The sequence below is a fragment of the Tepidibacillus decaturensis genome (assembly GCF_001561915.1).
Lineage (GTDB): Bacteria > Bacillota > Bacilli > Tepidibacillales > Tepidibacillaceae > Tepidibacillus_B > Tepidibacillus_B infernus.
Genome location: NZ_LSKU01000001.1, coordinates 2,186,701 through 2,209,712 on the forward strand (window position 1 = coordinate 2,186,701; position 23,012 = coordinate 2,209,712).

Consider the following 23,012-nt stretch of genomic DNA (forward strand, 5'->3'; position numbering starts at 1 on the left):
TCTCAACTAAGTATGTATGTGTTGTCTACTCTATTTTAGCACAAGGAAGTATTTCCCATTGTAAAAATTTTAATGATTTTTTCATTATATAAATGAAAAAGAGTAGCACTTGAAAAATGCTACTCTTTGAGATGTTACCTTGTTGTATTGTTCATTAAAATTTTTTTAATTAAAATTTTAAATTATAAAATGCTTGTTTACCACCAAAACGGCTGATGTAGGATAATTCATCTTCGATACGAAGTAATTGATTGTATTTTGCCACACGGTCAGTACGGGAAGGTGCACCTGTTTTAATTTGACCTGCATTGGTTGCAACCGCAATATCAGCAATGGTGGAATCTTCAGTTTCACCAGAACGATGGGAAATTACTGCTGTGTATCCTGCCCGTTTTGCCATCTCAATGGCATCGAAAGTTTCAGTTAATGTCCCAATCTGATTGACTTTAATAAGAATGGAATTACTTGTTCCCATTTCAATTCCTCTAGCTAAACGTTCGGTATTTGTAACAAATAGATCATCGCCAACCAATTGGACTCTTTTACCCAAACGTTCAGTAAGCTTCTTCCACCCTTCCCAATCATCTTCAGCAAGACCATCTTCGATTGAAATGATTGGGTATTTGTTTAATAAATCTTCATAGAAGTCGATCATTTCGTCAGTGGTTTTTACGACACCTTCACCTTCCAAATGATACTTACCATCTTTGTAAATCTCAGTTGAAGCCACGTCTAATGCAAGGTAAACATCTTCGCCTGCTTTATAGCCTGCTTTTTGAATCGCTTCAAGAATGGTTGTAATGGCTTCTTCATTCGATGAAAGGTTTGGTGCAAAGCCACCTTCATCACCAACTGCAGTATTTAAACCTTTTGCTTTCAATACTGATTTTAAGTTGTGAAAAATTTCAGCACCCATCCGTAATGCTTCACGGAAGTTTTCAGCACCAACTGGCATAACCATAAATTCTTGAATATCTACGTTATTATCTGCGTGTTTACCACCATTTAAAATATTCATCATTGGTACAGGAAGGGTTTTTGCATTAAATCCACCTAAGTACGCATACAAAGGAACCCCTAATGCATCAGCAGCTGCTCTAGCAACAGCTAAAGAAACACCAAGAATTGCATTTGCTCCTAGTTTCCCTTTGTTAGGTGTACCATCTAATTGAATAAGAAATTCATCAATGCCCACTTGGTCAAGCGCATCCATACCAATAACCTCAGGTGCAATAATGTTATTTACATTTTCAACGGCTTTAAGTACCCCTTTACCAAGATAACGGTCTTTGTCCCCATCTCTTAATTCTACCGCCTCATGGGCACCAGTAGATGCACCTGATGGAACAATCGCTCTACCAAAGGCACCAGATTCTAAGACCACTTCAACTTCTACCGTTGGATTTCCGCGTGAATCTAATACTTCGCGTGCATAAACATCAGCAATAATTGTCACAATCATACACTCCCTATAAAATAATTGATTTTCCTGTCATCGCCTCAGGCTGTTTTATCCCCAATAACTTTAACATCGTTGGTGCTACATCTGCAAGTACCCCACCATCACGTAATTCAACACCTTTTTTCGTTAAGATAAAAGGTACTGGATTTGTTGTATGTGAAGTAATTGGATTTCCTTTGTCATCAATCATGTGATCAGCATTTCCATGGTCAGCAATCACAATGGTTACTCCCCCTTTTGCTAGGATTGCCTCCACTACTCTACCCAAATTCTCATCTACCGCTTCGATTGCCTTGATGGTGGGTTCCATCTTTCCTGAATGGCCAACCATATCTGGGTTTGCAAAATTGAGAATGATCACATCATGGTTTTCAGCTTCTATTTCTTTTACAACTGCATCAGTCACTTCATAAATACTCATTTCAGGTTTTAAATCATAAGTTGCAACCTTTGGTGAAGGAATTAAAATCCTTGTCTCACCTTCAAATTCAGCTTCACGACCTCCACTAAAGAAATAGGTGACATGTGGATACTTTTCAGTCTCGGCAATCCGTAATTGCTTTAATCCTTCACGACTTACGATTTCTCCAAAGGTATCATCTAAGTTCGTAGGCTTATATGCGACATAGCCTCCTACTGTCTCACTAAAATGTGTAAGAGTCACATAATATACATCTTTGGGGAAACTAGGACCTCGATCAAATCCGCGAAAATCACTGTTCGTAAACACTTGCGAAATTTGAATCGCACGGTCTGGTCTAAAATTAAAGAATATTACTGCATCTTCTGATTCAATTAATCCTACTGGTTTATCATTATCATCTACAATGACTATAGGCATAACAAATTCATCAAATACGCTTTTTTCATAGGACTCATGAATTGCCTTGATTGGATCTGTATAATGTGGGCCATCTCCATAAACCATGGCACGATAAGCCTTTTCAGTTCGTTCCCAACGCTTATCACGATCCATTGCATAATAGCGCCCTTGAATGGTTGCGATTTGTCCAACTCCAAGTTCATTCATTTTTTCTTGAAGCTGGCGAATATATTCAATCGCACTATCTGGTGCAACATCACGTCCATCAAGGAATGCATGAACAAAAACTTGCTTTACCTCTTCCTTTTTTGCTAATTCTAATAGAGCAAATAAATGATCGATGTGACTATGCACACCACCATCAGATACTAAGCCATACAAATGCAACTTTTTGTTTTTTTCTTTTACGTGCTTTATTGCATTGAGAAAAACTTCATTTTGGAAGAAAGTACCTTCTTCAATTGACTTTGTGACTCTTGTTAATTCTTGGTATACGATCCGCCCTGCGCCAATATTTAAATGACCTACTTCCGAGTTTCCCATCTGCCCATCTGGTAAGCCAACAGACAACCCACTCGCTCCAAGTTGAGTATGTGGGAATTCACTCCAATATCGATCAAAATTAGGTTTTTTTGCTTGAGCTATCGCATTTCCATTAACTTCATCACGTAGTCCAAACCCATCTAAGATGATAAGTGCTACTGGTTTTGGTCGAGTCATCTCGGGTTCACTCTCCATTCTATTGTTCGTTTGTTTTCGCACCCTTAACTAACGCCATAAAGGAGTTAGGTTCTAAACTTGCCCCTCCGACCAATGCTCCATCAATGTCTGATTGAGCCAGAAAAGACACTATATTCTCTGGTTTCACACTTCCCCCATATTGTATGCGAACCTCGTTAGCCACTTGTTGATCATATTGATCAGCAACGACTGAGCGAATATAGCTAATCACTTCATTTGCATCTTCTGCTGAAGAAGACTTTCCTGTGCCAATGGCCCAAATTGGCTCATAAGCTATCACGAGTTGTTTTACCTGTTCCGAGGAAAGTCCAACTAAAGCTTTTTCCGTTTGTTCTTTCACGATTTCTTTTGTTTTACCTGCTTCTCTTTCTTCTAACTTCTCACCGACACAAACGATCGGTGTAATTCCATGCTTATAAGCAGCATGAACTCTTTTGTTTACCGTTTCATCTGTTTCACCAAACATTTCTCGACGTTCAGAATGACCGATAATGACATATTGAACATCTAACTCTTTTAGCATCAAAGGGCTAATTTCACCGGTAAAAGCTCCATTGTCTGCCCAATGGATGTTTTGAGCCCCAATTTTAATTTGACTTGGAAGAGAATCCTTTAATATAGCTAAATCCGTATAGGGCACACATAATACTGCTTCAACACCGTCAACAGAGAAATCTTTGACTTGCTCAATAAAGGATTTCGTCTCAGCTCTATTTTTATTCATTTTCCAGTTTCCTGCAATAATTGGAGTGCGCATTTGATCACCTATTCCTTATCATTTAATGCTACAACACCTGGTAGTTCTTTACCTTCCATAAATTCCAAGGAAGCACCGCCACCAGTAGAAATATGAGTCATTTGATCGGCTAAACCTGCTTTTTCAATCGCTGCAGCAGAATCACCACCACCGATAATGGTCGTCGCATTTGTATCTGCCATTGCTTGGGCAATTCCATTTGTACCTTTTGCAAATCGATCCATTTCAAAGACACCCATTGGTCCATTCCAAACCACTAATTTGGAATTTAGAATCACCTCACGATATAATTCTACTGTTTTTAAACCAATATCTAGAGCTTCCCAATCAGCCGGAATTTCTTTAATATCCACGATTTTTGTATTTGCTGTTTCGGAAAAATCATCAGCAACAACTGCGTCTACTGGCATCAAAAAGCGGACATTATTTTCCTTGGCTTTTTCGATAAAAGACTTCGCCAAATCTATTTTGTCTTCTTCTAATAGAGATTTTCCGATCTCATATCCTTGTGATTTGATAAAGGTATAAGCTAATCCTCCACCGATGATTAGGTTATCTACCTTCTCTAATAGATTTTCAATTACTCCGATTTTGTCCTTTACTTTTGCACCACCGATAATGGCTGTAAAAGGACGCTCAGGGTTGGATAAAGCCTTACCTAAAAACTCGATTTCCTTCTCCATTAAAAATCCTGCCACAGCTGGAAGATATTTGGAAATTCCTTCAGTTGATGCATGTGCACGATGTGCTGCACCAAATGCATCATTTACATAGACATCAGCAAGTTCTGCAAAAGCTTTGGCTAATTCAGCGTCGTTTTTCTCTTCTCCTGGATAAAAACGGACATTTTCAAGAAGAACAACATCGCCTTCATTCATCTGATTGATCAAAACTTTTACATCATCACCAACTGCTTCATCAGTTTTCTTTACTTCTTTACCCAGTAGTTCAGAAAGCCTTCTCGCAACAGGGGTAAGCCGCATTTCCTCTACTACTTTACCTTTTGGACGGCCTAAATGGCTAGCTAGGATTACTTTACCACCTTGTTCCATGATATATTGAATCGTCGGAAGTGCTGCACGGATACGTGTGTCATCAGTAATCACCCCATCTTGTAATGGGACATTAAAATCGACTCGACAAAAAAACCTTTTTTCCTTTTAGATCGATATCACGAACCGTCTTTTTGTTCATATGTATCCCTCCTATATGCAGGAAGAGGAGAATTTAATCATTCTCCCCTTTAATTGTTAAAACCTGACTCTTACTTTTCTCTGATTAAATACCTTTTTTTGCAATATATGCAGCTAAATCGACAACACGGTTAGAATATCCCCATTCATTATCATACCAAGAAACCACTTTAACCATGTTTCCTTCCATTACCATGGTTGACAAAGCATCAATAGATGAGGAATGTGGATCATGATTATAGTCAATCGATACTAATGGTTCTTCGGAGTATTGTAAAATACCTTTTAGTTCTCCCTCTGCAGCTGCCTTCAATGCTCCGTTTACTTCTTCAACGGTAACATTCTTATCTAATTCAGCAACTAAGTCAACAACAGAGACGTTAGGAGTTGGTACACGCATTGCGAATCCGTTTAATTTTCCTTTTAATTCTGGTAATACAAGAGCAACTGCTTTAGCAGCACCTGTCGTTGTCGGAATAATCGATTCAGCTGCTGCACGAGCACGACGATAATCCTTATGTGGTAAGTCTAAAATTTGTTGGTCATTGGTATAAGAGTGTACAGTTGTCATTAAACCGCGTTTAATACCAAATTTCTCATGAAGAACTTTGGCAAATGGTGCTAAACAGTTTGTTGTACAAGAAGCATTTGAAATCACATGGTGGTTTGCAGGGTCATATTTTTCTTCGTTAACTCCCATTACAATTGTGATATCTTCATTTTTTGCTGGTGCAGAGATAATCACTTTTTTAGCGCCTGCTTCTAAATGCTTTGCTGCATCTTCACGATTTGTAAAACGTCCAGTTGATTCAACGACTAATTCTACTCCAAGCTCTTTCCATGGTAATTGCGCTGGATCTCTTTCAGCAACAACTTTTACTAATTTACCATTTACTTTAAAGCCACCTTCAACGACTTCGACGGTAGCATCCAGTTTACCGTGAACTGAATCATACTTTAATAAATGAGCTAGCATCTTTGCATCGGTTAAATCGTTCACAGCAACAATTTCAATTTCAGGATGATTTAGAGCTGCTCTAAAAACATTTCTTCCGATTCGACCAAAGCCGTTAATACCTACTTTAAGCATAATATTTCCTCCTCATTCTGTTTTTTATTGTTATTATGAAGAAACAATACTTTTCTAATCACCGACAAAAGTGATGAAAAGTAAAGTTTCAAATAAACAAGCAAGCAAAAAACTAAAATGTCTAAATGCAACTTATATTTGTTGTAAAATCTCTCTAGCTGCTCCCTCATCAGTTACCAAAATGGGTTTTAAATTATGTCTAAGTACAGAAAGAATGGGATTGGCTTTACTTTTACCACCAGCAACAGCAATCATGTGAGGAATATGCTGTAGATCATCTAGGGTAAGACCAATGGTTTTCATTTTATAGACAATTTTACCTTCTTGATCAAAGTAATAACCAAAAGCTTCACCTACGGCATGTTTTTCTTCTAGTAAATCTAGAATTTCCTTTGGTACATTTCGCCGAATTGCCATAGTGTTAGCTTGCCCTATCCCGTGAATAACCATTCTTGAAGAACGTATAACACTGAGTAATTCCTTTACATAGTCCTCATTCATTAAAGAATGATAAGTACTTTCACTTAATTGTTCTGGCACATGAAGTAAACGATAAGAACCGTTGGTTTTTTTTGCCATGGTCGATACCAAGGTATTTGCTAGGTACTCGTGATTCTCTCCCATTCCTCCTCGCGCGGGAACAAATAACACAGAAGGCAATGGCGGTTGTTCAGGCATCATATAAGCGACCTCCGCAATCGTTGATCCTCCGGTTAAAGCCACAATATCCTTTTCATTCACCAATTGTCGAATAAGCTGAGCAGCAGCTCTTCCCATTTCTTTTTTAACCAATTGGTCTTCATCTGCGTTCCCTGAAATAACAACCACTTCAGGAAGCTGCAATTTTTCTTTTAATTGCTGTTCCAATTGATAAAGACCAAATAAATTTTTAATATATGGGGATACTTCTTCTAGAACTTCGTATCCTTCTTGACTTACTTTCATGCCACTTGTTTCTACATCGATTAAACCTTGTTGTTTCAAAAAATCAATTTCGGCTCTCAATATTCGTTCAGTAAAACCTAAAGATTGAGACAAACTTCGTCTTCCTATCGGTTGCATCAAGGATATATGATGTAGAACCTTATAACGTTTTTGCATTATTTCAAGTACATCTGGTACTAATTTCATTTGGAGTTGTAATAAATCCAAGACGAATACTCCCCTTTGGTCTAAAATAGTCCCACCTTTACATATTATGTCCCGCAGACTCCAAAAAAAATCCACTTCCCTTATATAATCATAACGAGAAATGAATAAAATCGCAACCCCATTTTCAAAATCTTTTACGTTTGGAAGAAGACAAGATACCTAGTTCATCCCGATATTTGGCTACTGTCCTTCTTGAAATTTCAATCCCTTCTTGTTGTAATAACTCCACAATTTTTTGGTCAGATAGTGGTTTTTGTTTATTTTCCCCATCGACCACTTTCTTTATTAATTCCTTAACATTTTCAGCGGATGTCACTTCACCACTACTTGTTGCTACCCCAGTATTAAAGAAATATTTTAGCTCAAAAATACCAATCGGGGTCTGAACATATTTTTGATTGGTAGCTCTACTTACTGTAGATTCATGGACACCAATTTCTTCTGCAATTGTTTTTAATGTTAAAGGTTTTAACTGTTTCGTTTCAAAAAACTGCCTTTGATATTTTAAAATGGCATTTGTTACTTTATATAAAGTATTACGCCTCTGTTCAATACTTTTAACTAACCATTCTGCTGCATTAAGTTTGTCTAATATATATTTACTTGCTTCTCCTTCTTGCCCATGAGTTTGAATGTATTGCCTGTAGTATGAGTTAATTTTAAGCCTTGGTACTAAGGTATCATTTACAATGACGATATATTCCCCCTCTATCTTTTCAATTGTAATATCAGGAAGGATATATCGAGCTGTTCCATTTTGAAAACCATAGGCTGGTGAAGGATTTAATGTTTTAATTAAATCAGCACATTGTTGCACCTCAAGCAAACTAATCCCGAGGGCTTGTGCGATTTTTTGAAACCTTTTCTCTCCTAAGTCAGTTAGATGATGACTAACGATTTTAATCGCTTTCTCATCAATCGGATCCATCTTCTTTAATTGGAGTAACAGGTTCTCTTGTAAATTTCTTGCCCCCACACCTACAGGTTCTAAAGAATGGAGTTGAGTTAGAGCTTGTTCAATTTCAGATAGATTTACTTGAAGTTGTTTGGCTAAATCAGTTAATGGAATTGTTAAATACCCAGAATCATCTAAATTACCAATAATAAATTTCAAAATGTGAAATTGTCTATTGTCAATCGCTAAAAAGCGTGCTTGTTCTAACAAATATTCTTCTAAAGTAGCTGTAGGAGTCGCAATGCGATCCCAAATATTAAACTCCTCCTCATCAGCCTTCATAACACCTAATGATTTACGGCTGTTTTGGTAAAAAAACTCGTAGCGTTCCATTTCTTTATCTTCTATATCAAAAACAGGGTTTTCTACAATTTGTTGATGTAGATATTCTGTTAATTCTATGGCTGGAAATTGCAGGATCGTGATCGCTTGACGCAATTCAGGTGTCATGATTAACTTTTGAGTTTGTTGTTGGTATAAACCATAACCTAGTTGCATGATGATCCCCTACTATCTTGATTTATTTACTTTATAAAGGTATAATATAATTTGCATTTGCGCTCGTAGCTCAGTTGGATAGAGCACTGGCCTCCGGAGCCAGGTTTTGCGGGGGTTCGAGTCCCTTCGAGCGCACCATTGAAAATTCTTCGCACTACGTCGATTGTACATCATTGTTCGAGAAAGATTGTTGTGCCCTTTAGGGTGCACCATTATTAATTCAAACCTTCAATGGAAGGTTTTTTTATTTTCCTTTTTTAAAAACGTATTCAAAAATACTACCTAAGTTTATTTTAACAGAAAACGGGTAAACTAAGTGAAGGAAAATGATTGAAACATATTGTTTGACCTTTTTTGACCATTGAGGTATGATATGAATAGGTTGAGCATATTTTATTGATGATGATTCATTGAGAGGAGGACTTTAGATTATGAGTTACTTTATTCCTTATGTCATTGAACAAACAAACCGTGGGGAAAGAGCCTACGATATCTATTCCAGGTTATTAAAAGATCGAATTATTTTCTTAGGAAGTCCAATTGATGATGCGGTAGCAAACTCAGTTGTTGCCCAACTTCTGTTTTTGAATGCTGAAGATCCTGAAAAAGATATTAATTTATATATCAATAGCCCTGGTGGATCGATTACAGCGGGTATGGCTATTTATGATACGATGCAATTTATTAAACCAGACGTATCCACAGTAGCCATTGGTATGGCAGCATCAATGGGAGCCTTCCTATTAACTGCAGGTGCAAAAGGAAAACGTTATGCTTTACCAAATGCAGAAGTGATGATTCATCAGCCTTTAGGTGGTACACAAGGGCAAGCAAGTGATATTGAAATCCACGCAAAACGAATCATCGAGATGAAGAAAAAATTAAATGAGATTTTGGCAGAACGTACAGGTCAACCTCTAAAAAAAGTGGAAAGAGATACAGACCGTGATAATTTCTTAACTGCTGAACAAGCCAAAGAATATGGTCTAATTGATGACATCATTACCACCATTCCGAAATTAAAATAAAAGGGTTTGTATATTCCAACGCGCTCCGTTGTCCGTGTATTTCTCTTAATGAAAAATAAGGTAAGAAATACACTCCCAAAAGTCGCTGCTTATGGAATATACAAACCCCGAAATGATAGAGGAAAGCGCCACAGGCTATTTTCATGTGGCGCTTTTTTTCATATCATCTATTCATTTTCAAAATTAAATAATGATGTACTTAAGTACCTTTCTCCAGTGTCTGGTGCAATCACAACAACATTTTTTCCTTTGCCAAGACGCTTTGCGACTTGTTTTGCTGCATAGACTGCGGCACCAGAAGAGATTCCTATCAAGATCCCTTCAGTTTGTGCTATTTCTCTTGCTGTATTAAAGGCTTGTTCTGTTGTCACTTGAATGATCTCATCATAGATTGCAGTATTTAAAGTATCAGGTATAAAACCAGCACCTATCCCTTGAAGCTTATGTGGACCTGGATTTCCTCCAGATAAAACTGGAGAATCTGTTGGTTCAACTGCTACAATATGTATAGTTGGATTCTTTTCCTTTAAGACTTCCCCAACTCCTGTAATGGTTCCACCTGTTCCAATCCCTGCAACAAACCCATCAATTTTGCCATCCATTTGCGAATAAATTTCTTGGGCAGTATTTAATCGATGAGCTTTTGGATTGGAAGGATTTTCAAATTGCCTAAGTAGAAAATATCCATGTTTTTTAACCAATTCGTTTGCCTTTGTTATGGCCCCTTTCATTCCTTCTGCCCCAGGGGTAAGCACCAACTTCGCACCATACGCGCGTAACAAATTTCTTCTTTCTATACTCATCGTATCTGGCATCACAAATATAGCACGATATCCTTTTGCAGCAGCAACCATTGCTGCACCAATTCCCGTATTCCCACTGGTAGCTTCAATAATCGTATCTCCCGGTTTGATTTTTCCTTCTGCTTCGGCATCTTCGATCATTTGTAGAGCAATCCGATCTTTTACGCTTCCACCAGGGTTAAAAGATTCTAATTTAACAAAAATATTGGCATCGTCATCTCCAACATGCTGCAATTTAACTATTGGAGTGTTCCCAATCAATTCCGAGATATTTTTTACAACATTCACGTTTACAAGTCTCCTTTTTTATAGTTTGAGGTTATTAGTATAGTAAGACTTCTATGATTCTATGTCAATTTCATGACCTCCTTGGAAGCACAATCCGAAAACTTTCGTGGATCCCATGGATATGAAAAATGAGCTATGACGATTTCATCACAGCTCATTACATTTTTAATACCTTAGCTTTCTTTACTTAATAAAGTCGCTAAGTTTTCTACAGCTTGCTCTTCATCGGAACCATCGGCAATAATCGTGATTTCTGAACCACTGTTAATGGCCAAGCTCATAATTCCCATAATACTTTTTGCATTTACTTTCTTATCTTCTTTTTCTACGAAAATATCTGAGGAAAACTTGTTTGCTTCCTGAACAAATAATGCTGCAGGTCTTGCATGTAAACCCGTCTTTAATTGAACTGTTACTTTTTTAGATATCACAAAAATCCCTCCAATTAGATCCATTTTCTATATTATACATGGAATTACAAAAATATTACAAATCTGCTTTAAGTTTATTTGCAATTTCTTCTATTTTTCTTAAACGATGATTGATTCCTGACTTACTTACTTTTCCACTAGGAATAAGATATCCCAGTTCAGCGAGGTTTAATTCTGGATATTGTAATCGAACTTCGGCTACCTCCTTTAATTTTGTGGGAAGGTTTTCAAGTCCCATTATTTTATCAATCAATCGAATATTCTCTATTTGTCTCATTGCTGCACCAACTGTTTTGTTTAAATTGGCTGTTTCGCAATTTACAAGACGATTTACGGAATTTCTCATATCTTTTACAATACGTATATCCTCGAATTTGAACAAAGCTTGATGTGCGCCAATAATATTTAAAAACTCCGTTATTTTCTCCCCTTCTTTAATGTACATAAAATAACCCTTTTTTCTTTCAATCCACTTTGCATTTAAGTCGAATTCATTCGCTAGTTGGCACAAATCTTCAATATGCTCTTGATAGCTAGAGGAAATCTCTAGATGATAAGAGGCACTTTCAGGATGATTCAGAGATCCACCTGCAAGAAAAGCACCTCGCAAATAAGATCGCTTACAACATTCATTTTGGATAATCTCACGCTTAATACCGGGATAAAAGGAAAATCCCTCTTCTACAATCGCTAACTTTTTTAGCACCATTTCTACTTGCTGAGGAACTCTAACCACATAAATGTTGTTCTTTTTCAATCTCATTTTTTTTCGAACCAATAATTCAGCATGAAGGTGAAAGATTTGCTTAATCATCGAATAAATTTTTCTTGCAATTGCAGCATTTTCGGTCAAAATATCCAATACAACCTTTTGATTCGTTAATTGAACACTACCGTTCATTCTAACAAGAGCGGATAGTTCAGCAATCATGCAAGAATCATCTTCACCATTTACATAGGTTAATTCTTTTTTGTTTCGGCGGCAAAGGACATTGTGACCACCTCAATCCTGAATCCTCAATTGCCAATTTAATTACTTCGTTATATTTGATGATGCAAGATTTGTATAATACTTTTGCTAAGTTTCTCAGCATCATGTCTTAAATAGGTATGATAATTAACAAAAGATTCTGCAACGACACGATAACCTGCTTGTGTAAGAAGTTGTTTATCAGAAGCCACTGGAATTGCATTCTCTGCCCGATATTGTTGCTTAATCTCTTCAGAGATTTCCCCTTCATTAACGATAACATAATCGATAAATTTTTGGCCAACATGTTCTTCAATCGCATTCACATGATCAACGGCAGAATAATGATCTGTCTCACCAGGTTGAGTCATTACATTACAAATATATATTTTTTTAGCTTTCGTTGAAAGAACTTCTTCCTTTATGCCATTAACCAAAAGATTCGGAATAACACTCGTATATAAGCTTCCAGGCCCGATGACGACAGCATCTGCTTGCTGAATAGCCAATATCGCATCTTCTAACGGTTTTACATCAGTAGGATTGATAAAAACTCGCTTAATCCCTCGATTTTGTGCGGCTAAGGGAATATTAGATTCCCCATTTATGATGGTTCCATCTGTTAATTCTGCAGATAAATGAACCTTTTGCAGGGTTGCAGGTAAAACCTGTCCTTTTACAGCTAAAACACGACTTAGTTCCTTAATAGCCAATACAAAATCCCCAGTTATTTCTTGCATCGCTGCAATCAATAAATTGCCTAAACTATGTCCAGCTAGCCCCTCACCTTGTTGAAAGCGATGCTGCAATAATTTTTCTAGTAAAGGCTCAGTATTTGCTAACGCAATCAAAACGTTACGAATATCTCCCGGAGGAAGCATATTTAATTCTGATCTTAACTTTCCAGAACTTCCTCCATCATCAGCGACGGTTACGACTGCTGTTAAGTCTAAGTTTTGTTTTTTTAAACCTCTTAACATCACAGATAGGCCGGTTCCTCCACCAATCACGACTACCTTAGGTTGTAATTCTCCCATTTCACACCTCTATTTACGATCCTTCTCTATGTCTCGATGATTTGTACTTACATGCCATTCGGATTGTAAAAACTTCGCAATGTATTCTGTGATGGCAACAGAACGATGCTTACCACCAGTACAGCCAATTCCGATCACAACCTGACTTTTTCCCTCTTGTTGGTATTTAGGAACTAGGAAGGTTAATAAATCCATCAGTTTATTTAAAAACTCTTTTGTTTCAGGCCACTTCATCACATAATCATAAACCGGTTGATCTAAACCTGTTTGCGGACGAAGGGAATCGATATAATGGGGATTTGCTAAAAAACGAACGTCAAAGATCAGATCAGCATCAATTGGCACACCATATTTAAAACCAAACGACATCATGTTTACACTAAACCGATTTTGGTCAATGTCAGAAAATCTTGTGATCATTTTCTCTTTTAATTCGCTGGGTTTTAAAAGACTTGTATCAATAATTTGACTTGCTTTCCCCTTTAACTCGTCTAACAGTTTACGTTCAGCCGTTATCCCTTCAATTGGTGATGATTCATTTAATAGCGGGTGGCGGCGTCTCGTTTCCTTATACCTTCTGACCAATGTTTTATCATCTGCATCTAAAAACAAAATTTGATAATACAGTTTATCAGATTGTTCTAAAGCTTCTAGTGCATCAGACAAGGTTTCGAAAAATTCTCTACCTCTTAGGTCAATCACCAGTGCAGCACGATTGATTTTTCCACCTGATTGCACCATTAAGTCAACAAACTTAGGTATTAAAACAGGGGGTAGATTATCCACACAGTAAAAACCCAAATCTTCCAAACTTTGGATTGCTACCGTTTTCCCAGCACCTGACATACCAGTAATAATAATTAAATGAAGAGGTCGAGATTCACCCATTTAGAGTCACATCCCTTAATTTTAAAAAATTCGACTTAATTTATATATTATAATGTTTTTTCGTCAATTGAAAACTAAGAGAATCATTTTACCAAAATCAGTGAACTGTATGCAGGTAATTCAATCTCTACTTGATGATCTTTATCCTTTACCTTTGTTGAAGAATCACTCATGAATAAGGCTTTTTTGTATTCAGCTTCTTTTCCCGTAAGTGTTAAGAATTTTGGTTCCTTGCTTATATTGTGAATCATTAACATCGAATCTTCATTGAGAGATCGTTTGAATGCAACGATTCCTTTTTCACTGACATTAACTTCTTCTACTTCCCCTTTGATCAGTACATCATAGGACCTACGTAAATGGATCATCGTTTTATAATGATTCAATAGTGAATTCTGATCATTTAATTGGGCTTCAACAGATGGTGCATCTTCCCCTGTATTATAAAAGGATCTCTCCCAATTAGTTTGGCCATTGCCCTCTTGAGCGTTATACCATTGCAATGGTTCACGAATATATTCATCCGGTTTTTTTCCTTGCATGCCAATTTCTTCACCATAGTAGATGAAAGGTGTTCCCGGTAAGGTAAATAGAATAGAGGCTGCCATTTTTGCGTGCTCAACATTTCCATTTAATTGACTCATCACTCTATCCATATCATGGTTCGTAAGGAAAGTAGAATCAATATAGTCTTTAGATTGACTTTGGTAATACTTTCTTACGCGTTCTAGATAAGTAACAACCCCTGCATCATCCTCCATTTGAACAGAAGAAATGATTTTACTAGATAAATCAAAATCAAAGGCAGAATGTAGGCCATCTTTTAAATAAGGTGCAACAACTGTTGCTGGTGCCCATACTTCTCCCACAAGGAATACATCCTGCTTAGCATGTTGCATTTCCTTGCGAAATTCTTGCCACCACGCATAATTTTTCTCTTTTTCCTGATCAGGATAGATATGTTTTGCAGCATCTAGTCGAAAACCGTCAACACCTATTTCAGTGAGCCAATATTTGCCTACCTTCTCAATTTCTTTTCGCACTTCTGGATTGTTAAAATTCAAATCAGGCATTCCTTCCCAAAAGACTCCATAATATTTGTTGTCTCCAGCTCCATGCCAAACTTCTTGACCCCATTCCCCACGTTCAGAAAGGTTTGTCTTGTCATCAGCCCAAAGATACCAATTCCGATATTTACTATCTTTAGAAGAAAGAGCATCCTTAAACCATGGGTGTTCTTTACTTGTATGATTCACAACCAAATCCATAATGACCTTAATATTACGGTCATGCGCTTCTTTAATAAATTGTTTAAAATCTTCCATTGTTCCATAATCCGGATTAATACCATAATAATCAGTGATATCATATCCATGGTAACTAGGTGAAGGATTGATCGGCATTAACCAAATCCCCTCTACCCCAAGCTCCTTTAAATAATCTAGCTTCTCTGTCATTCCTCTAATATCACCAATTCCATCCCCATCAGAATCATAGAACGATCTTACAAAGATCTCGTAAAAAACAGAATTAGGCCAAGCGCTACCCAATTGATCAGTTGGTTTTATTACATTTTCTGGGCTTGCCTCTTTCATCCCAACCCATAACATTAAAGATGAAAAGCCGATCACTATTACCGATATAAAAATTGAAATTGCTAAAAAAACTTTATAACGTTTAGACAAATTCATTACCCCCTTAAAAGCAGTTATGGAATTGTATTTTGCCTTTTTTTCCTTGTGTTGTAAAATACATTTTGTACACAATGTAGAATAAAATCGTGCCCAAACGATTTGTTCGAACACGATTTTAAGTTAAAGCAATATGATGATTAACCTTTATTTGCCCCAGCTGTAACACCTTCAATCAAATATTTTTGAAGGAACAAGAATAAAAGCGTGATTGGTATAGCAACTAGAACAGCCCCTGCGGCAAAATTCGTAAACTCTGTGTTTCCTCGGCCCGTTACCATTTCATATAGACCAATGGCCAATGTTTTATTCTCATTGGAACGTAGAACCAATCGAGCGAAAATAAAATCCATCCAAGGCCCAATGAAATTGGTTAAGGCGATAAAAGTTAGAATTGGGAAAGATAACGGCATCATCACCTTGAAGAAAATCTGGGTATGTGTCGCACCATCAATCTTAGCTGCCTCTTCAAGGCTTCTAGGTAAGCCATCAAAATAGCCTTTCACCAACCAAGCACCAAACGGGATAGAACCCCCTGCATAAACAAGGATTAATCCCCAGTGATTATCTAGTAACCCCATCTGTAATAACAAAATATAAATCGCAATCATTCCCATAAATCCGGGAAACATCTGTAGCACAAGCATAGCCATTAATCCTTGACGACGTCCTGGAAAACGAAAGCGAGAAAAGGCATATGCCGCTGTTACAACAAGGAACGTAGATAAAATCATATTTGCAGTTGCTATTTTTAAGGTATTCAAATACCATTTTGTATAATCTGTTTCAGTTAACATATGTTTGTAATGGGTTAATGACAAGTTATCCGGAATAAATTTAGTGCTAAATAAAGTATCTCCTGGATTTAACGATCCGATTATTATCCAAACTATAGGATAAAGAACAAAAATTGATGTAACGATCAAAATGGTATAAATCAACGTGACAACTAGGCGTTCTCTTAATCTCTCATTTTTTATCATTGTATCATATCCTCTTCTTTAAATGCTTTTGTTCTACTGAAGTTCCAAATCGATAATGAAGCAACTACAAGGAATATGATGATTGAAACAACAGAAGCCATGTTAAATTGGTTTTGATCAAGGGTTAATTTATAAATCCAGCTAATTAAGATATCCGTCGAACCAGCAAAACTATAATCTGATCTAGCTGGACCACCACCCGTTAGTAAATAAATTAAGTTAAAGTTATTGAAATTATGGGCAAAAGACATAATCAGTAAAGGTGTAGTTGCTAACATGACCAATGGAAAAGTAAGTTTCCAGAATTTTTGTGGACCAGTTGCTCCGTCTACATCAGCGGCTTCATACATTTCTTTGTCAATTCCAGTTAATACCCCTGACATTAAAGCCATCCAATACGGGAATCCAAACCAAATATTTACTACAACTAAGGAAACTTTAGCCCAAAAAGGATCAGATAACCATGGAATCATGGGTAAGCCGATTTCAACAAGCATTTTATTTATTGGACCAAATTCACCATTAAAAATATTGCGGAAAATCAATATTGCAATAAATTGAGGGATCGCCCATGGCAAGATATAAATGGTTCTCCAAAATCTTTTCATTTTTACTTTTTTATAATTGATCATCACTGCATATATTAATCCTACAAAAAAGGTTGAAATCGTAGCAATAATAGACCAAATTACGTTCCAAATCGCAACGCCATAAAAGGTATTGCTCCAAGATTTTAATTTAAACAGATCAATAAAAGACTTAAATCCTACCCAATCCACCAATGATTTAGGTGGCAAATGATGTGGTCCAGAATAGTTAGTAAAAGCAATTAGAATACCAAACAAAAGAGGTAAAACGGTTAAAAACAAAGTGAATATTACAGCAGGAGTTAATAAAAGATAAGGATATCCTTTTTCTTTTGCAAATGCCAAAGTCATCTTAAAATTATGAACGGTTTCACCTAAATCTCTTAATTTACCATTATTGTAAGCATCACGAATATTCTTGTAATAAATAAAAAGAAAAATGAAAGCTAGTATAAGAAAAATAATCCCTTCAATCATTAAGAAGATTGAATGATCTCCTTGCACAACAACACGTCCACGTGATCTTTGTTGAATCGTTTCCCCTAAGGTAAAAAGCCCCCACATACCATGCATGAAGGGTTTTGTCCAAAAAACCAATACATAAAGCTCTAATAAAGCATATAATATTCCTTTAACATATTGTCTATTATAAATTTGGCCTAAGCCCATAAATATTACGGATAGCCAAGCCCCTCGTTTCGCATGCTTCGTCTTATAGGTAGCCTGGTTGGTTTGCAAACTCATCGTTGCATCGCCACCTTTCCAATGAAATAGGTTGTTTAGTGGAAGAGTCAATGCCTTCCAAAAAAGCATTGACTCTTTATTTTACATTAAAGCTTATTTGTTTGCGTCTTGGGTTGCTATCGCATCTTTGATTTGTTGAACACCTTTATCTAAGGTCTCTTTAACATTTGCTCCTTCATTCCAAATAATGCTTAAGGCAGATCCCATTGGCTCCCAAACAGAAGGCATTTGTGGAATATTAGGCATTGGAACAGCATATTGAGCTTGTTCTAAGAATGCAGATGCAATTTCATCATTTTTAATTTGTTCATTATCTAATAATGCTGTACGTGGAGGTAACATACCTGTCATTTCAAAGAATTTTAAGAGATTTTCTTCACTTGTAGCAAATTGAGCTAATAGTGAAGCAGCATTTGGATATTTTGTATAAGCATTTACATAAAGAGCACGAATTCCTGAAAAGCTTGTTGGGTGCTCACCATTATCTAATTTTGGTAAAGGCATAACCCCAAAGTTTACACCTGCTTGGCGGTGCGCATCAACAGCCCAAGGACCGTCTAAGTTAAACATCAATTTTCCTTCATTAAATAAGGATTGTTTAATATCATAGGTAATATCTTCATTTTTTAAAGGTAAAATTTCATTATGAATACGTTGTAACAATTCTCCAGCTTTTACAGACCCTTCATTGTTTAAGCCAATATCGGATGGATCAGTGTTATTATTGCCAAATACATAACCACCATAACCACCCATTAAGGAGTAGACAAAGTAGAAGTTACTTACTTCCATCATAAAGCCATATTTCTTAGCATTTTTGTCAGTAAATTCTTTTGATTGGGCAATTAACTCATCCCAAGTTTCAGGTAGTGTCTTAACTAAATCTTTATTATAAAATAAACCATAGGTTTCGATAGCTGATGGATAACCATAAAGCGTACCCTCAAAAGTTGTACCTGTAATCGCAGCATCCATATAGTCTTTTTTGTACTCTTCTGGCCAGAAGTTTTCCATCACTAAGCCAGCAGATACTAATTCCCCTAAATGGTCATGTGGTGCAGCAAATACGTCAGCACCTAATCCAGCAGGTCCATCTGTTTGTAATTTTTTAGGTGCATCTGTGTGGCCAACTTCTTCAAATTTGACTGGAACTCCATATTTCTTTTCAAATTCTTGCGCTACAAATTTTGCCCATTCGCCAACTGCTCCACCAGATTCCCAAAGAACTAATTTTGCTCCTTCTTCAGGTTTAATCTCTTCCGTTGCTGCTTGATTTTGCTGATCATCTGCTGGTTTTGTTGTTGGCTCTTCCTTCGTACCGCTGCCACATGCAGCGAGTGAAAGGACAAGAGCGAACACAAGCATTAAACTTAAAAACTTTTTCATCTTGACCCCACCTATCCTTTTTAGTTTTTTTGAATAATGCTTTTTAAGAACCTAGGATATTAAAAAGCATTATTCTCTTTAACAAAAGCCTAAAGGCTTTTGTTATTAAAAACGCTTTCATTGGAACTGAAAAAATATAAGTAATCTAGGAAAACGATTGCACAAACCTATAAAAAAATTTAAACTCGGTTTAAACGAAACTGTAAGGCAAACGTTTTCATAGCTTTATTATAAATCAAGTTTGTCTATTTGGGAAGGTTTATTTTTATAAAAATTTATTCCAACTTTTAATTCTTTATCACACTTTTATAATAATTATCATGTATATTAAAATTGTCCCTTAAAGCCCCCACTTTAAGGAAAAGGAATCACATCAAACAAAGAAGCCATACATTATTGTATAGCTTCGCCCTTTTTCTTCTTATTCTTTAATCAGAAAAAGACTCGGATGACCGGAGCGCGCTGTAAAACGAAATTTCCCTATAAGAAGCGAAAAAGCGATGCCGCTCCGATCATCCCTGCATCATTTCCAAGCTGTGCAGGAACAATCTCCATAGAATCTATGATATTTTTCAATCCATGTTCATGAAAAGCCTGTTTAATCGGATTAAACAAAATATCTCCTGCCCTAGATACACCACCACCAATAATCATGATTTCTGGGTCTAATAAGTTAGCAACCGTTGCTAGTGCTTTACCTAATAAAGATCCCGCACGATTCACAATTTGCATAGCTTCGTGGTCACCAAGTTTCGCTGCATCAATCACACTTTTCGCCGTGATTTCATCCATTTTATCTACATATTGTTCTGTTAAGAGTGATGGCCTTCCTTGTGTAACGACCTCTTTTGCTTTACGAATCATTCCTGTTGCAGAAGAAACTGTTTCTAAACAGCCATAATTACCACATCCACACTGAATTCCTTCATCTGAAATAGGAATATGTCCCAACTCAGCAGCCATCCCTTTCTTTCCATGAAGAATCTTTCCGTCTATGATGATTCCACCACCAATTCCTGTACCGATCGTTGCCATTACGATATGTTTATAGCCTTTTCCTGCACCTACCCATGCTTCCCCAAGCGCAGCGATATTCGCATCGTTTTCAATTTTAACAGGAATATTCAGTTTTTCTTCAAGCTGTTTTTTTATGGCCACATCTTTCCACCCTAAGTTGGGAGCTAAACGAACAATTCCTTGTTCCATATCTAGTAACCCGGGAATTCCAATTCCTATTCCTTGGACTTGGTCAAGGGCAAAGCCCTGATCTTGAACTAAGGTTTTTGCATATTGAACCATATCTTCGATGATGGCATTTACGCCTTCTTTTGTTCTTGTTGAGATTTCCTGATGGGATAGTAGCTCTCCTTCTGTGGAAACAAGTCCCATTTTTATGCTTGTTCCTCCAAGGTCAATTCCGATTAAGATCGTTTGCTTTGACATCTTTCATCACCATTTCTTTATCTATTTTTGACCATCATACAATTGAACGTCGATTTTAGTCAATGCATGACTCAAGTTTTAATTGGTTCTAAGAAGTGATCAATCGAATAAGAAATTAATTGATAATCAGGTGTATATACAAATTTTCCAGTTATGATTTCACTAGAGTGTAAAATATGCTTTAAGTAAATATTATCTCCATGAGCCTTTGGTAATTGGAGAACTTCTTCAATTGGCTTCCACTCTAGATTTCCTTCCTTACAAAAAGGATTGAGTTCACCTGAAAAGCGGTCTGCATAGTAAGTAAACATCATCCACTCTTCGACAATCTCTTCTTTATCTTTTATAACAATGGTAAATACCCCTCTTAATTGAGGGTTTTCTAAATGTAAATGTGTCTCTTCGTAAAACTCTCTATTGATCGCTTCCTGAATACTTTCATTTGGCTCCATCTTTCCACCAGGTACAACCCACCAACCTCTTTTAGGCTTTTGTAGCATTAAAATTTGGTTTCCTTTTTTTAAAATACAATTGGTTACTCGTTTCAAAATCTTCAACCCCTTCGGGAATTCTATTACATAAGCGCGTTGCAAAACATAATTCCCTTTTTCTTGACACCTCAGAATTGTATTTTACATAAGCAAGCGACCTTCAGTAATGCCTTTTTCTCCTTTTCTTTTAATCAGAAAAAGGCATGGATGACGGAGCAGCGTTGTAAAATACAATTCCCTCTATTATATTAACAGTTTTTTTAACGTAACACAAAAAGGGCATGGTAAGTTTACCATGCCTAAAAAATATATATCTATAGAAAAGGGGGTCAATTCATATTCTTAGTATAATCCCATAATATTTCACTTATGTTACAAACGGATTAAAAGTTTGTTACATCTTTACTTTTCTAACTCATCATTTATTTTATCAATATAGTGTTGTGCTTGCATTGCAGCAATGCTTCCATCCCCTGTAGCCGTAACCACTTGGCGAAGCGTTTTTTTCTCTTACATCACCTGCAGCAAAAATACCTGGAATTTTTGTTTCCATCACATTATTGGTTAAAATATAGCCTGCCTCATTAGTAATTCCTAAGTTTTTAAATGGTTCTGTAAGTGGCACCATTCCTACATAAATAAAGACTCCTTGGCAAGGAAAGTCTATTTCCTCTCCTGTCTCTTTATTTTTGATGCGCACGCCTTCTACACGATTTTCCCCTTTAATCTCTTCAACGGTTGAATTCCAAATATATTTGATTTTTTCATTTCTAAAAGCACGATCTTGGAGAATTTTTTGTGCCCTAAATTCATCACGACGATGAACAATCGTTACTTTTGAAGCGAATTTTGTAAGATAAACAGCTTCCTCAACAGCTGAATCTCCGCCACCAACAACCACTAATTCACGTCCCTTAAAGAATGCACCATCACAGACTGCACAATAAGATACCCCACGACCTGCTAATTCGGTTTCACCTGGAACTCCTAGCTTACGTGGTTGAGCACCAGTTGCGATAATCACTGTTTTAGTCTTTATTTCTTTATTGCTCAATTTAACTGTTTTGTATGGATGTCCATCCACAATTTCTTTCACATCACCATAAGCATACTCAGCACCGAATTTCTTTGCATGATCTAACATTTTGTTAGATAAATCTGGCCCAAGAATACTTTCATACCCAGGGTAATTCTCAATTTCTTCTGTATTGGCCATTTGTCCACCAGGGATTCCACGTTCAATCATAACCGTGGAAAGATTTGCTCTTGATGTATAAACAGCTGCCGTCATACCTGCAGGCCCAGCACCAATAATGACAACATCATATACTTTTTCTTCACTCATTTGTTAAACCTCCCTCATTTATATAAATATAAAATTTTAAATTAGAAGAACATCTTATATATTAACGATTTTTTATTTATTTGTCGAGTACCCATGGGGGTATAAGGGTAGTTATTATCCAAATCTAATAGCTTTGCTTTATATTCCCTATAAACTAGGTTTCCCAGAAAAATGCAAGATAACCCAGAAAAGTGTGTAGATTTACTCATGTAAGGATTCATGATAA

The 23,012-nt window shown here is 36.6% G+C and carries 17 protein-coding genes, 1 tRNA gene and 3 pseudogenes; 2 read left to right on the forward strand and 19 right to left on the reverse strand.

Annotation, left to right across the window (positions count from 1 at the left end; genetic code table 11):
* Positions 1-169: 169 nt before the first annotated feature.
* From eno to rpoN, 7 genes and pseudogenes are all read right to left on the reverse strand, one after another.
* A complete protein-coding gene (eno, locus tag U473_RS10295) occupies positions 170-1,462 on the reverse strand; it encodes a phosphopyruvate hydratase (protein WP_399167873.1) in 1,293 nt (430 codons plus the stop codon).
* Positions 1,463-1,469: 7 nt separating this feature from the next.
* Positions 1,470-3,005: a 2,3-bisphosphoglycerate-independent phosphoglycerate mutase gene (gpmI, locus tag U473_RS10300; RefSeq protein WP_068726041.1), complete on the reverse strand. Its 1,536-nt coding sequence runs from the start codon at positions 3,003-3,005 to the stop codon at positions 1,470-1,472.
* A 19-nt stretch (positions 3,006-3,024) separates the two neighbouring features.
* Positions 3,025-3,783: a triose-phosphate isomerase gene (tpiA, locus tag U473_RS10305; protein ID WP_068726043.1), complete on the reverse strand. Its 759-nt coding sequence runs from the start codon at positions 3,781-3,783 to the stop codon at positions 3,025-3,027.
* A gap of 8 nt (positions 3,784-3,791) precedes the next feature.
* Positions 3,792-4,977 (reverse strand): annotated as a pseudogene (locus U473_RS10310) (phosphoglycerate kinase).
* A gap of 84 nt (positions 4,978-5,061) precedes the next feature.
* A complete protein-coding gene (gene gap, locus U473_RS10315; protein WP_068726046.1) occupies positions 5,062-6,069 on the reverse strand; it encodes a type I glyceraldehyde-3-phosphate dehydrogenase in 1,008 nt (335 codons plus the stop codon).
* Positions 6,070-6,198: 129 nt separating this feature from the next.
* Positions 6,199-7,197, reverse strand: a complete 999-nt coding sequence (locus tag U473_RS10320) for a sugar-binding transcriptional regulator (protein ID WP_068727633.1) — start codon at positions 7,195-7,197, stop codon at positions 6,199-6,201.
* A gap of 145 nt (positions 7,198-7,342) precedes the next feature.
* The gene (gene rpoN, locus U473_RS10325; RefSeq protein WP_068726049.1) at positions 7,343-8,671 is read right to left on the reverse strand and encodes an RNA polymerase factor sigma-54; all 1,329 of its coding nucleotides are present in this window, start codon (positions 8,669-8,671) and stop codon (positions 7,343-7,345) included.
* A gap of 59 nt (positions 8,672-8,730) precedes the next feature.
* On the opposite strand from rpoN, the gene U473_RS10330 reads away from it, so the two are divergent.
* Both U473_RS10330 and clpP read left to right on the forward strand, forming a co-directional pair.
* Positions 8,731-8,809 (forward strand) — tRNA-Arg (locus U473_RS10330).
* A 293-nt stretch (positions 8,810-9,102) separates the two neighbouring features.
* Positions 9,103-9,699 carry an ATP-dependent Clp endopeptidase proteolytic subunit ClpP gene (gene clpP, locus U473_RS10335; RefSeq protein ID WP_068726051.1) on the forward strand — a complete coding sequence of 199 codons (597 nt, stop codon included), beginning with the start codon at positions 9,103-9,105 and terminating at the stop codon, positions 9,697-9,699.
* A gap of 167 nt (positions 9,700-9,866) precedes the next feature.
* On the opposite strand, the gene cysK is transcribed toward clpP, so the two are convergent.
* The 12 genes and pseudogenes from cysK to trxB all read right to left on the reverse strand — a co-directional run bounded on the left by cysK (position 9,867) and on the right by trxB (position 22,786).
* Entirely contained in the window at positions 9,867-10,790 is a 924-nt protein-coding gene (gene cysK / locus U473_RS10340) for a cysteine synthase A (RefSeq protein ID WP_068726054.1), read from the reverse strand.
* Between the two features lie 173 nt (positions 10,791-10,963).
* Positions 10,964-11,221 carry an HPr family phosphocarrier protein gene (locus U473_RS10345; RefSeq protein ID WP_235589103.1) on the reverse strand — a complete coding sequence of 86 codons (258 nt, stop codon included), beginning with the start codon at positions 11,219-11,221 and terminating at the stop codon, positions 10,964-10,966.
* Between the two features lie 55 nt (positions 11,222-11,276).
* Positions 11,277-12,214 (reverse strand): annotated as a pseudogene (gene whiA / locus U473_RS10350) (DNA-binding protein WhiA).
* A 48-nt stretch (positions 12,215-12,262) separates the two neighbouring features.
* Positions 12,263-13,228, reverse strand: coding sequence for a gluconeogenesis factor YvcK family protein (locus U473_RS10355; RefSeq protein WP_068726063.1), 966 nt, complete (start codon positions 13,226-13,228; stop codon positions 12,263-12,265).
* Between the two features lie 9 nt (positions 13,229-13,237).
* On the reverse strand, positions 13,238-14,116 hold the full coding sequence (gene rapZ / locus U473_RS10360; protein WP_068726066.1) for an RNase adapter RapZ: 879 nt from the start codon (positions 14,114-14,116) through the stop codon (positions 13,238-13,240).
* An 83-nt stretch (positions 14,117-14,199) separates the two neighbouring features.
* Positions 14,200-15,801, reverse strand: coding sequence for an alpha-amylase family glycosyl hydrolase (locus tag U473_RS10365; RefSeq protein ID WP_235589104.1), 1,602 nt, complete (start codon positions 15,799-15,801; stop codon positions 14,200-14,202).
* A 146-nt stretch (positions 15,802-15,947) separates the two neighbouring features.
* Positions 15,948-16,790: a sugar ABC transporter permease gene (locus tag U473_RS10370; protein WP_068726069.1), complete on the reverse strand. Its 843-nt coding sequence runs from the start codon at positions 16,788-16,790 to the stop codon at positions 15,948-15,950.
* Positions 16,787-18,121 (reverse strand): carbohydrate ABC transporter permease, encoded by a 1,335-nt coding sequence (locus U473_RS10375; RefSeq protein ID WP_068726071.1) that lies wholly within the window; start codon positions 18,119-18,121, stop codon positions 16,787-16,789. Before U473_RS10375 ends, U473_RS10370 begins: the two co-directional genes overlap by 4 nt.
* 93 nt (positions 18,122-18,214) lie before the next feature.
* Entirely contained in the window at positions 18,215-19,507 is a 1,293-nt protein-coding gene (locus U473_RS10380; protein WP_068726074.1) for a sugar ABC transporter substrate-binding protein, read from the reverse strand.
* A 480-nt stretch (positions 19,508-19,987) separates the two neighbouring features.
* The gene (locus tag U473_RS10385) at positions 19,988-20,950 is read right to left on the reverse strand and encodes an ROK family glucokinase (RefSeq protein ID WP_068726078.1); all 963 of its coding nucleotides are present in this window, start codon (positions 20,948-20,950) and stop codon (positions 19,988-19,990) included.
* 71 nt (positions 20,951-21,021) lie between these two features.
* The gene (locus U473_RS10390; RefSeq protein WP_068726080.1) at positions 21,022-21,498 is read right to left on the reverse strand and encodes an NUDIX hydrolase; all 477 of its coding nucleotides are present in this window, start codon (positions 21,496-21,498) and stop codon (positions 21,022-21,024) included.
* 345 nt (positions 21,499-21,843) lie between these two features.
* Positions 21,844-22,786: pseudogene (gene trxB / locus U473_RS10395) on the reverse strand (thioredoxin-disulfide reductase).
* Between the last annotated feature and the right edge of the window lie 226 nt (positions 22,787-23,012).